General features: G+C 33.0%; 9 protein-coding genes, 2 pseudogenes and 1 riboswitch. All 11 genes and pseudogenes read right to left on the minus strand.

All coding sequences use genetic code 11. The features are described from left to right. Nucleotides 1-1,489: 1,489 nt before the first annotated feature. Nucleotides 1,490-3,481 (minus strand): methyl-accepting chemotaxis protein, encoded by a 1,992-nt coding sequence (locus tag Q7P22_RS11050; protein ID WP_303864143.1) that lies wholly within the window; start codon nucleotides 3,479-3,481, stop codon nucleotides 1,490-1,492. A 67-nt stretch (nucleotides 3,482-3,548) separates the two neighbouring features. After that, a riboswitch (cyclic di-GMP riboswitch) is annotated at nucleotides 3,549-3,636 on the minus strand. A gap of 225 nt (nucleotides 3,637-3,861) precedes the next feature. Further along, nucleotides 3,862-4,379, minus strand: a pseudogene (locus tag Q7P22_RS11055) (methylated-DNA--[protein]-cysteine S-methyltransferase). Nucleotides 4,380-4,648: 269 nt separating this feature from the next. Next, entirely contained in the window at nucleotides 4,649-6,034 is a 1,386-nt protein-coding gene (locus tag Q7P22_RS11060; protein ID WP_303864145.1) for a HAMP domain-containing sensor histidine kinase, read from the minus strand. Beyond that, nucleotides 6,025-6,684 (minus strand): response regulator transcription factor, encoded by a 660-nt coding sequence (locus Q7P22_RS11065; protein ID WP_113920350.1) that lies wholly within the window; start codon nucleotides 6,682-6,684, stop codon nucleotides 6,025-6,027. The genes Q7P22_RS11060 and Q7P22_RS11065 overlap by 10 nt, the downstream gene beginning before the upstream one ends. A 10-nt stretch (nucleotides 6,685-6,694) precedes the next feature. Further along, nucleotides 6,695-7,450: a lantibiotic immunity ABC transporter MutG family permease subunit gene (locus Q7P22_RS11070; RefSeq protein ID WP_113920351.1), complete on the minus strand. Its 756-nt coding sequence runs from the start codon at nucleotides 7,448-7,450 to the stop codon at nucleotides 6,695-6,697. Nucleotide 7,451: 1 nt separating this feature from the next. After that, entirely contained in the window at nucleotides 7,452-8,171 is a 720-nt protein-coding gene (locus tag Q7P22_RS11075) for a lantibiotic immunity ABC transporter MutE/EpiE family permease subunit (RefSeq protein ID WP_113920352.1), read from the minus strand. Beyond that, nucleotides 8,168-8,761: pseudogene (locus tag Q7P22_RS11080) on the minus strand (lantibiotic protection ABC transporter ATP-binding subunit); the annotation flags it as partial. The pseudogene Q7P22_RS11080 and the gene Q7P22_RS11075, both read right to left, overlap by 4 nt. A gap of 62 nt (nucleotides 8,762-8,823) precedes the next feature. Continuing rightward, nucleotides 8,824-10,518 (minus strand): recombinase family protein, encoded by a 1,695-nt coding sequence (locus Q7P22_RS11085; protein WP_303864149.1) that lies wholly within the window; start codon nucleotides 10,516-10,518, stop codon nucleotides 8,824-8,826. 55 nt (nucleotides 10,519-10,573) lie between these two features. After that, nucleotides 10,574-10,828, minus strand: coding sequence for a DUF6870 family protein (locus Q7P22_RS11090; protein WP_303864151.1), 255 nt, complete (start codon nucleotides 10,826-10,828; stop codon nucleotides 10,574-10,576). 678 nt (nucleotides 10,829-11,506) lie between these two features. Then, entirely contained in the window at nucleotides 11,507-11,761 is a 255-nt protein-coding gene (locus tag Q7P22_RS11095) for a helix-turn-helix domain-containing protein (protein WP_303864155.1), read from the minus strand. Continuing rightward, a complete protein-coding gene (locus tag Q7P22_RS11100; protein WP_303864153.1) occupies nucleotides 11,748-12,032 on the minus strand; it encodes an RNA polymerase sigma factor in 285 nt (94 codons plus the stop codon). The genes Q7P22_RS11095 and Q7P22_RS11100 overlap by 14 nt, the downstream gene beginning before the upstream one ends. Between the last annotated feature and the right edge of the window lie 106 nt (nucleotides 12,033-12,138).

Here is a 12,138-nt window from a genome sequence, read left to right on the forward strand (position 1 = left end):
AGACGTGTGCTCTTCCGATCTCCTCATATCCAAATAATTCGGATTCAATAAGAGCTTCAGGAATGGCTCCACAGTTTATTGCAATAAAGGGCGCATCCTTTCTAGAACTAAAATTATAAATAGATTGGGTAAATAATTCTTTTCCCGTACCGCTTTCACCCATAATTAAAACAGTCGAACTACTATCTGCTATCTTTTTTGCATATTCAATTATTTTAATTAGATTTCTATCTTGCCCTATAATATTATCAAAATTATACTTATACTTATTTACCTTATGATGATTTGCTCTTTCATTTTTCTTAAAAGTATATACTATTTCAAAACGATCTTCGTCCTCATTGTAAATTTTATTTGCTTCTAAATCGTATGAGATATCTTGACATGAGGTGAGATGAACCTTTTTCACTATGTTTTTATTGATAAGGAGCATATCTTTTACTTGATGCCATTCATCAATTATCTGATTGATATTATGCTCTTTTAATTTGTTATTTTCTCCAAACATTTCTGCAGCTTTATCGTTATATCTTTTTATATTTCCATGTTTATCTGAAGTGATAATACTCTCATTAATAGCATTAAGGACTTTGTTAATACTATTGTATTTTCTTTTTTCTTGTTCCGTTTGAGCTTTAACAGCAATCATCTCTTCAATAGCTTTAGCTACTGCGACAACAATTCCAAGAGTATGAGGATGTACATTCTTTGTATACCCAGTTAAATCGACAACTCCAATTACATTGCCGTGGCTGTCTTTTATTGGTGCCGCTGAACACGTCCACCTGTGATAAGCGTAAATATAGTGGTCTTCTCCAGTGAGTTGTACGGGATTTCCTGTTTTAATAACACAAGACATGGCATTTGTCCCAATACATTCTTCATTCATATATGCACCTGGAATCATTTTAAGGCTAAAAGCCTCTGTCAAAATTTTTTCATCTCCCATTGCATTTAGAATGCATCCTTCACTGTCCGTTAAGAAGACAAAGAAATCACTGCCCTTTGTAAATTTGATTAGTTCATTTATAAATGGGAGTGCAGTCATAATCATTTCCCTGTTTTTAATAAGAATCTTTTGTAAATTGGCATCGCTAATTATTTTATTACTGTATTTTTGTTCTCTTCTTAGTGCAAACTGCCTACATCTTTCTTGAGATTCTCTTATTAAAATCTCATAATTCTTCTTCATATTATGACTCCTTTCACGTTCTTTTTATTACACATTAAACACGTTTTCACAGAAGACACTATTCGTGACAAAAAAATATCTAAATAATCATAACACTTAACTATCTAATTGTTGTAATTATATCAATTACTTCCAGTATTTTCAATACGTTAACAATTTACTTGCCTCATTCTTCCTTACAATAACCATAAAGAATGGCTCTTTACTAGTTTAAATTTCTACCAGAAAAGAGCCATTCTTTTTCTAAAGCATCGATTTATTTACATTCCTTCGGTTTTTCGTACATCTTTGTACCTACTAGATTGTAAATTTTCGAATTATAGATTGTAAATTTTGTGCTAAGTTTGCCAGACCTTCACTAGCACCTGCTATTTCTTGAATAGATGCAGTTTGCTCTTCCATAGAGGCAGACGCTTCCTCTGTACCTGCAGAATTTTCTTCTGCAATGGCAGTTAAATTCTGTAACGTATCTAAGATCTCATTCTTCATTTCTTCCATTTCTTGACTAGAGATATTTAGTTTTTCAACTGCACTTATTGCGTCATTCATCGCTTTTTCAACCATTATGTATTTATCTTTATTACTTTGAACGCTCGTATACTGTTCTTCAAATATTAAAGATACCCTATCTATTGACTTTACTGCGCTCTCAACATTTGTTTGAAGCTCAGATATGGTCTTATCAATTGCCATAGTAGATACAGAGGATTGCTCTGCTAGTTTCCTTATTTCTTCTGCTACTACTGCAAAACCTCTTCCCGCTTCCCCAGCTCTTGCGGCTTCAATAGCTGCATTTAATGCTAATAGGTTCGTTTGATCTGCAATGGACTTGATGACGCTACTGGCTTCTCCAATTTCATCTGAACTAATATTCGTTTGCAATATGATGCCACGAATCTCCTCGGTAGCTTGTGCACTTTCATCTGTAATCTTGATTAATTCTTCAATCTCTTGTAAACCTTCGCCTACTACAGTGGAAACTCTTTGAGTATTTATATTTAAATCTTTCATATAGTTTGAGTCTTTTTCTATAGTTTCCCCTAGTTTAGTAGCTTTTGCTGAGCCTTCTTCTGTGTTAAGAGCTTGCTCTGCAGCACCTTTTGCTATTTCTTCTACGGTTTTTGTAACTTCCTCAGCAGTAGTTGCAGATTGTCCGGAGCTAGCCATTAATTCTTCAGAGGCTGCTGCTACTTGCTCAGAAGAATCATTGACTTCATTGAGTATCATTCGAAGATTGTCAATAATACTTTGAAATGATTTTGCTAATTGTCCAATTTCATCCTTGCTTTTCAAATCAGCCTCAGGAACATTTTGGGTAAGATCTAAATTAGCAAGGGTTTTTCCAAGAGTGGCTACATCAATAATAGGCTTTGTAATTGTATTGCCGATAAGATAGATTATAATTATGCTTATTACTAATGCCACTATAGTTAATAATATAATTGTCCTCATTAGTGATGGTATTCCTGCTAATATTTCCTCTTCATCTGCGCTCATAATGAGAATCCAATCTGTATTATCAATAGAATCATATGCCGAGTATAATTCTTTCCCTTGGCTATCCTTATGCTTGGCTACTCCTGTTTTTTCTTCTAGCACTTTCTTATGAAATTTCGCAGATGCCTTTTCACTCTCATCGGCTTCTGCTGCCTTTATAGAATTAATTTGATTGCTTACTACATTTCGATCTGGACAGGCAATAATTGTCCCTTCTTTATCCACTATATAGGCTTGACCTGTTTCGCCGTATTTTAACGTATCTGTAATATCACTTAAGGCATTGCCATCTCGGCGGCCTAAAAGTGCTCCTACGATTTTTCCATCTCTTTCAATAGGTGTCGCATATATTAAAACAACTTCACCTGTGGCTGGGCTAATACCAAAATTCAACGCATTCTTATCGCCCTTTAAGGCTTTCCATACAGGGTCTGTTTCTGGCAGCTTGATTGTCCTTCCATCTGTATAAGTTACGGTTCCATCTAATTGCATGATTCCAAAATTAATAAAGTCAGAAATTCCTACTTGTTTTTGCAAAATAGGAACTTGAACCTCTAAGTCCATATTTTGGATTTCGCCTAATTGGGCAAGTACTTCTAGCGTTCTTTTTTGAATTTCCATTCGGTTCTGCACTACTACTGCTCCATCATTAGCAGATGTTATAAGACCTTTTTCTGCTTCTACTGTAACAATTTTACTAGCGCTATTGATAGAAATGATTCCTAATGCTACAGATGAAAATAAAATAAGTGCAGAAAAATAAACCACTAATTTCATTTTAATACTTCTCATGTTAATTCCCCCTTTTGTTAAAATAAAAAAATCCCTTTTAAAATTAGATAAAAGGGTTTTGTTTATAATATGCAACTGGCTACCTTGCGACAAATAAGTCGGTTAGGCCCATAGCTTTGCGTCCTTACCTTTCGGTAAGTTTGCCCTTAGATGTAATTAAACTGTCAAAAATTTATTTTATTATTTCTATCATAGTTAAAATCTCTTAATAAATCAACACCTATTTTACATATTTCGGCACTTTTTTAATTTAGCTGCGATACATTATACGATTGTTAATCCTATTGTGGTTAAATAATAGATATAAAAGTAGATTTTTTTATTCATGGATCACGTTTAATTCCCTTAATATTCTTTTTATTAGATAAAGTACATCTTTTTTATTTTTGGGGCACAAATAATCCAGTCATATCCACTCCTTCATGCTCTAGTAGCTTTACCTTTTTTTCAATTCCACCTGCATAACCGGTCAGACTTCCGTTGGTGCCTACTACACGATGACAAGGTATAATGATAGATATGGGATTGTGTCCCACAGCACCACCTACAGCTTGAGCAGACATCCTATGCGTTTTGCAACTTCTTTCGCCATATGACCGTATGTTGTCAGCTCACCATAGGGTATTTCAGTGAGAATTTTCCACACCTGCTGTCTAAACTCACCACCTATAGGAGCAAGAGGTAGCCTAGATATTTTTGGTTTCTTACCAGTGAAATAATCATCTAACCATGCTATACCTTCTTTAAGTATTGGAATATCATCTTTTTCGATAATATTTTTTGGCATTGTGTTTCCGATATATTTCTGTTCGCCAATCCACAGACCAATAATACTATCTTCATCACTTGCAAGCAATATATCCCCAACGGTCGATTTGTAATGTATCGAGTAGTACATTTTCTCCTCCTCTAATTCTATATTTATATTCAACTGCGATTTTCTTTCATCGTATATCTATTATTCTTCGATATTTGAATGTCCTAAAAATAAAGAAATTCTTTTTTGATACTTTATTGTTGGCATGAAGCATAACACTCCTAATGTGCCAAATGCAATCACCCTATTGGAAATGAATCCTTTATCAATATATTCCCAAACAATAACCGAGTTCTTCTAAAAAATAGCGATATTCCTTTTCGCTTTTGTAACTCTGTTGTGCGACAAACTCAGCGGTTCAGCGACATGTCTCTTTGGAAAATTTGAATCTTAGTTGTAACGGACCCACCACCATTCTTATCGTTGGATAATATAAGTTCTCCATGATATTTTGTAATAATGGTGTTTGCTATATATAAACCTAATCCATGATGTCCAGTTTTGGTTCTGCTATCATTATCCATTGTAAATCGCTGTTTTCCATACTTTAGCATTTTTTTAGAAAAACCATTCCCCTGGTCTATTACTTGGATAATGAGATAAGAATTATCAATAAAACCATTAATAATAACACTAGAATTTTTTGAAGAAAACTCTACTGCGTTTGACAAAATGTTCATCAATGCTCTTTCAAATTCATCTTTGTTTCCTTGTATATATAAATCTTCTTCAATATCTATGTTCCATATCATATTGAGATCATAAATTTTTCCAAGAGCCTCTCCCTGGCTTCTTATAAAATTTGTTGTTTTCATAGCGCTGATGATTTCATCAGATTTACGATAATCAATTTCTTTTTTTGTAATAGTCAGCAAACTTTTTAGATATCCCTCCATGTGTTCACTACTTTCCTCAATATAACCGCAATAAGATTTCTGCTCATTTGTCAAATTTGTTTCACCAAGTAATCCAACATTCCCTTTAATTATCGTTAAAGGCGTTTTTATATCGTGTGCTAAAGCTGATATTTGTTCTCTCTTTTGCTGTTCTACTGACCATTGTTCTTCTAGGGCCTTTTTTAATGAGTTTTTCATCTTATCAATCCCTTTAAGAACCATGCTGATTTCTTCTATATTACTCGTACCTACATTAAAATCTAAGTTCTGTTCTTGTATTTTTGCCATTGGTATTAGAAGGGTTTTTAATTCATTATTAACCTTTTTGGCAAATCGATTAGACCACAAAATGATCAAAGCTATAAGCTGAATAAAAAATACAATCACTATTGTCAACTCAGCATTAGGTAAAGTTCTCCTTAAAATTTCATTTCTATATTGCGCAGTTAAAGGATAGGTAATAATCAATATCCCCTCATCACGATCAATCGTTATTATATACTTTTCTAAACCTGTTGATGTTTTTCCTTGTTGATATCTATCCCAGTTTATTTTTATATCCTTAGAAGAAAAATTTCCATATAGAAAATCTCCTTCCTCAGAATAAACACCAAAATTACACATTGGAGTCAATAGTTCTATGGTCACCCTAGGTAAATTCTTTAACTCATCGTAATTACTTTGAATTATTTTTTCTGAATAATTTGCTGGATAAACTCCAATGGAGGCTACAATGAACAAGTAATAGTTCACTAATATTAAAATAATAATAAGTAAACCAAGGGATACAACATATTTAATAAAAGTTGTACGTAGTTTTGTACTTTTTCTTATTCCCATTTATACCCTATTCCCCAAACTGTCTTTATAGGTTCTTCTTTAAATTGAGTAAACTTAGCTCGTATGTTTTTTATATGTTCAACAATTGCACTTAAATTACTCTCTCTCTCATATCCAAAAACAACTTCAAATATTTGTTCCTTAGAAAATGTCTTGCCTCGATTAAGAGCTAAGTATTCACTTATTTCATATTCACTTTTTGTAAGTGGTACCTTATTATCTAATACAAAACACTCTTTACTGGAAATTGAAAACCTAATATTATCAATAATTACAGAGTTGATTTTTTCTCGTTGTTCTCTCCTAATATGAGCATCTACCCTTGCACGGAGTTCTTGAACTCCGAAGGGTTTCATCAAAAAATCATCTCCTCCTAACCCCAATCCTTTAATGATATCTGTTTCGTCTGATTTTGCAGTAAGAAATAAAATAGGTGAATCGACCGATCCTCTTATTCTAGTGCATAATTGAAAACCATCAATATTAGGCATCATTATGTCTAATATTATGAGATGATAGTAGCTTAAATTTTCTTGAAAAACCTTTTCTGGCTCGTTTATTTTTTTGACAAAATGCCCACTTTTATTTAGTACATTCTCAATTAAATCTAAAATGGATTTATCGTCATCTACAGCTAAAATATTCGCCACAATAATTCTCCTATTCCTCTGACTTTTCCCCTTCCCACTTTGTATACCATGCTACTATAATTATCAAAGATAGTATTGTTCCAACAATAGATATCATGATTCCTAAGGTTAAAGCTGGGTCTCTAAAAGCGCCACCACTATCTTGATATTTCATAAGTAAAGAGCTAATAAATCTGATACTCCATGAACTAGGTAAAAAGGGCCATCTGCCATCTCCCATGCCTGTTAAAAACAATGCTGATATAAGGGATTCTACAATTCCTATCCCAATGGAAATCCCCTTCGAGAATCTTAAACTTAAAAAGAAATGCAAAATATATAAAAAAATATTACTACATATTAATACTCCCGCAACCTTTAAATACATAGTAAAAGGAAATATTATGTCCTCTATAAAGGTATACCCTATATAAAAACCTAAAACGGCTATAATTGTACTAAGCGCTCCAAATGCCAGCACTAAAATAAGTTTGCTTAAAAATGATAAACACCTTGTTTCTGAGCTTGCCAAAAGATTTCTATAACATCCTGCCACATACTCTTGATCGGCCATCATTGAAGTAATTATCCCGATTAATATGGGAAAAATCATACATAATACTTGTAAATATGCCGAAATTTTACTCATACTGTCCCAGGGAGAGTATAAATAATAACTTAAAAATAGTATCAGTCCTAAAATAGGTATGTATAAGTGCATCCACACAATCTGAGTAGATTTTAATTTCATTATATCAGCTTTTAGGAGTTTTTCTAACTGTAGCATTTTAAATTGCCTCTCTTTTCCTAAACCACAGGGATGTCAAAATAGTTAATATAATAAAAATAATAATACTAATCACAGTATCTCTTATAACCATATCTCCGTTTAGGTGAAGACTGCTTTCTGATACTGGAAGACCATTAGGTAAAATATGAAGAACTGGAGCCATTAATGCGGATGATGTCCTATATGGAAAAAATTTCAATATTGAAGTTGTATCGAAGGATAGTACTCCAATCATTGTCATAGCTATATTAAAGAGAACGGCAACAAACATATTAAATTGTACCGTCAAAAACATGCTAAGTGGTATATTAAATAAGAATGTTAGTATTAATATCACTGTTGCAAGAATATTTGATTTTAATGGGATAATTGATTCAAATATAAGACCAATACCATGAATCCCTACCATAAAGATCACACTAGAGAATACAAATAGAATACTAATATAGAGTATTTTTCCGAACCAAACTGTACCTTTATCTTGTGGATATAAAGACACTCCTTTATAGGAAATATCCTTCTCCCTTGTAATTATCTGGGCAGAAATAATCGCTAACATCCCTGGAAGAAACATTACATACCACCAATTATACGCTCCATTTTGACCTCCACCCCATAATGTACATAATAAAAGTGTAAACAGAGGTGTTATTATAGCAAACTTATTTACAGTTGTTCTTTTACTTTTTAAAAATTCTGCTCTAATAATATCCCTCATTGTCTTGTACCTCTATTTCTTCGTACAATATCCATAAATATTTTTTCAAGATCATCCTTCTTATTTATTTTGCCTGTATGTCCAATAATGCCGTTGGATATAATTCCTATTTCATCAGCTACTTGTGCTACTTCTGATAGAATATGACTCGATAAGATTACTGTCATTCCTTGAGGAGGAAAAGATCTAATTAACTTTCTTAATTCTTCTATGCCAATGGGATCTAATCCATTTGTAGGCTCATCTAAGATTAATAGTTTGGGTTTATTGATAATAGCAATACCAATACCTAGCCTCTGTTTCATTCCCATGGAAAAATTCTTTACTTTCTTCTTTCCTACGTTTTCAAGATCAATTATATTTAAGACTTCTTCTGCTCTAGTATCAGAGAGACCATACAATGTACAAGCAACTTTTAGGTTCTCCATAGCTGTTAAATTTGGATATACAGCGGGACTCTCAATTAATGCTCCAATATCTTTTAAATCTGCCCTACTCCATGGACGATTTTCAAATAATATTTCTCCAGAGTTTGGTGTCATAATCCCTGTTATCATTTTTAGCATAGTAGATTTTCCTGCACCATTGGGTGCATGTATTTATAGAAGAAAATAAAAAGTAGATATACTCCTAAGTCAAATAATCATATTACCTAGCTTTGTACTGCCGTTTGTTGTTCCTGTCTTTCTTTAATAAATTCTAAAATTCGCTTGTGCTGATCTGCAAAATTAAATTGAATAGTTATCTTTTTGTTCTCATGAATATAAATCTTATCGACTAAATCTAATAATAATCCACGATCAAGAGATTGAATGTTTTTATGTTTACAAAACCTTTTAAGATATGAATCAGTAACACCATTATTTTGTTGCTTTGTACCGATTTCTATTTCTATATTCTGAATAGTTTGTTTTAAATCTTCTACTTGATGTTCAAATTTGGCTTTCATTCGAAAATATTCTTCTTTCGTGATATCACCAGACTTCCAATCCAAATACAAGTTATCAATAACATTAATTCTTTTTTCTAGTTCCTGTTGTTTGGCTTGTTTTGATATCTCTAGTTGCTTAGAATGAATTTCAACTACTGGATCTATATTAATTTCTTTAATAATGGAAGCCATATCCTCTACCAGAGCAATCTGCACTTGGATAGTTTGTAAAACTGCTTTTTCTAAATCTTCCATCTTAATTGAATGAATCGTACAACGTTCCTTACTTTTCAAGGCATAGGTAGAACAAACATAATAAACATATTCTTTCACGCCAGACTTTGTTTTTTTTCGACTTGATTTCCGATTCATACTCCTACCACAATCTGAACAACGAAGAAAGCCCGAAAAAAGATAAACTCGCTTCTCTGCTGGAGCTGTTCGCGTATCTCTACGTCCTAAAATTTGAGCTTTTTCAAAGGTATCTTTATCAATAATTGGTTCATGGGTATTTTCAACAATATACCATTCTTCTTCTGGTATACGAATCCGATCATGAACCTTATAACTGATGATGCGTTCTTTGCCTTGTACCATTGTACCAATATATATTTTATTTTTTAGAATTGTATATATTGTATTTATACTCCACAAGCCATCACTTTTGCTAAGTTGGGGTGCCTTAAATTTAGATCCTTTACTTAGTTTATATCTTGTTGGTGATAGAACTCCTAATGCATTCAAACGTTTAACGATTCCGAGCTTACTCATTCCTTCATAAACAAACCAGTGAAAAATATCTCGAACAACTTTTGCAGCTTCTTCATCAATGATTAAATGATTCTTATTTTCTGGATTTTTCTTATATCCATAAGGAGCAAATGCACTAATAAATTCACCCTTTCGACGCTTCAAGTCAAAGGTTCTCCGAATATCATTGGATGTTCTAGCTGCATAACGATCGTTCATTATCCCACTAATAGGAACTTCCATCCCATGTGTTACTTCTGGATTTAGAAAAGTATCAATCGACGGATCACCTAAACTGATAAAGCGAACACCATACAATGGAAATATTCTTTCTAAAAAATAACCTTGGTCGGAGTAATTTCTAAATGCTCTAGCAAGTGTTTTACAAATAACACAGTTAATGACACCTGCTTCCACATCTTGAATCATTCGTTGAAAAGCGACTCTTTCATAATCTGTTGTCCCAGATTGTCCATCATCTATATAGTAATCGACAATTTCATATTCTCCATCAAAAGAATTTTCCAGATAGTCCTGAATGATCTTTCGCTGATTCAAAACACTTAAACTTTCATCATTTCCGTCATCCCTAGATAAACGGATGTAGACAGCAACTTTCCATAATTTCCGATTTTGCTCGTTCTTATTTTTTCTACCTCGTGGCATGTTCCTCCTATCCTCTATAACCACAGTTATATTATACCATCGTTTTTACAATTTGTTAGCGGTTACAGTTCAAAAAATATTCTTTCAAATGCGTAGATAATTCATGACCATCGCTTGAAAAGCATATACGAACAGCCAAATCACCACATGAAAAATAGTAGGGATTTTTAATGTCGTCAAGATATTTTTTCAATCGCTCTGATACAGGTAAGTTAGTGTCAATTGAGATATGTTGAATATCTACAAGCTTTTGCCCTTCTGCTACCCTATCCTCATTACGCAATTGTTCTAATTCCTTCAAATCAGCCATTCTATAACCTCCTAAACTTTTCAACAAAACCTCAAAAATCAGATGGCTGCTGGTAACAGCGCCACGGGAATTTCACCCCTGCATGGTTCTCATCCAGCCCTACCCATTGTTTACGACGCTTCAAACGCTCGAACTATGGCTATAAGGGAGTATCATTATCTTGTCAATGGGTTATGACCAGCTATCCCACCACGATAGTTTTTAATATTGGCATTTATCGCTCACCCTGCTATAAGAAGTCATTGCGTACCTATTAATTGGCTAATCATTGACAAAACGTATCTGATTTTCGCTATATACTGCATGGTGTTATCTTCCATGCTTTCTTTATCAAAGAACAATTTTTGAAAGATACATAAATATCAGTCAGTGAAAAAAGAACTGGTTATATATTAAAATCATCATTGTCGTAAACACTATAACCCCTTTCCTTCTTTCACTATTACTACAAATTAAAGTGAGTGTTTTGCCAAGAATAAAGAAATTGAAACATAAAAAATAAGTCCGATTAACCTAAAAGGAAATCAGACTTATTTTAATGGTAATATAGAATATACAAACAAATGACTATTTACTTTTCCATAAACATATGATTAAATATGCTTATCCTAATGAGTTCATAATGGTGAGTCAAGGAAAAGTAGAAAATTGGACTTTTGCTTTCCTTGACCTTGGACTCTAGGCTACTTTAAAATCTAATAATTTAGTAATCAATTTTGTTTCTAACCTACGACGCATGTACTCGTCAACAACTACATATGAATTTCCTGCCTCATCATAAATTAATCGCAATGAAAGCTTGCAAATATAAGGTTCGTAATATTTTAGAACATCGTTGATCGCATCTACATCTCCATTGGAAGCTTCCATAATAACAGAAAAGGGTAATAATTTTTTACCAATATACACTGATTTTAATTTATTTTTCGTCATCATTATCTTTTTCCTCCAATCTTCGTTTTAACTCTTTGAGTGCAGTTGTTCTTTTGTATTGAACCGTACTTCGTACAAGATGTAAGGCTTCTGCAATTTCTTTATCAGTCATATCCAAGAAGTACGACAACAATATAATGTCCCGCTTTTCATCAGTCAAGTTGCTTAAGGCTTCACCTAACAGCTCGTCCTTTATGCCAATGTCATATTCCAACACCTGAAACAAATCATGGTCAATCATATAATCATCTGTTACAGATAGTTGTTTCATATCCTGTTCTGATAAATCAGAAAACGATATTTCTAGCTCTCGCTGACGCTTTAACTATAGTGGCTCAGTTGTCAAGACAAAAATCTAAGATTTTTATAATGAACTG

The organism is Alkalibaculum bacchi, from assembly GCF_937875145.1.
GTDB lineage: Bacteria > Bacillota > Clostridia > Eubacteriales > Alkalibacteraceae > Alkalibaculum > Alkalibaculum bacchi_A.

What these genes read in the sequence shown, in the direction of transcription:
- Q7P22_RS11095 (WP_303864155.1), bottom strand. Translation starts at nt 11,761, where the DNA reads ATGACGAAAAATAAATTAAAATCAGTGTATATTGGTAAAAAATTATTA.
- Q7P22_RS11100 (WP_303864153.1), bottom strand. Translation starts at nt 12,032, where the DNA reads ATGAAACAACTATCTGTAACAGATGATTATATGATTGACCATGATTTG.
- Q7P22_RS11075 (WP_113920352.1), bottom strand. Translation starts at nt 8,171, where the DNA reads ATGAGGGATATTATTAGAGCAGAATTTTTAAAAAGTAAAAGAACAACT.
- Q7P22_RS11050 (WP_303864143.1), bottom strand. Translation starts at nt 3,481, where the DNA reads ATGAGAAGTATTAAAATGAAATTAGTGGTTTATTTTTCTGCACTTATT.
- Q7P22_RS11070 (WP_113920351.1), bottom strand. Translation starts at nt 7,450, where the DNA reads ATGCTACAGTTAGAAAAACTCCTAAAAGCTGATATAATGAAATTAAAA.
- Q7P22_RS11085 (WP_303864149.1), bottom strand. Translation starts at nt 10,518, where the DNA reads ATGCCACGAGGTAGAAAAAATAAGAACGAGCAAAATCGGAAATTATGG.
- Q7P22_RS11060 (WP_303864145.1), bottom strand. Translation starts at nt 6,034, where the DNA reads ATGGGAATAAGAAAAAGTACAAAACTACGTACAACTTTTATTAAATAT.
- Q7P22_RS11090 (WP_303864151.1), bottom strand. Translation starts at nt 10,828, where the DNA reads ATGGCTGATTTGAAGGAATTAGAACAATTGCGTAATGAGGATAGGGTA.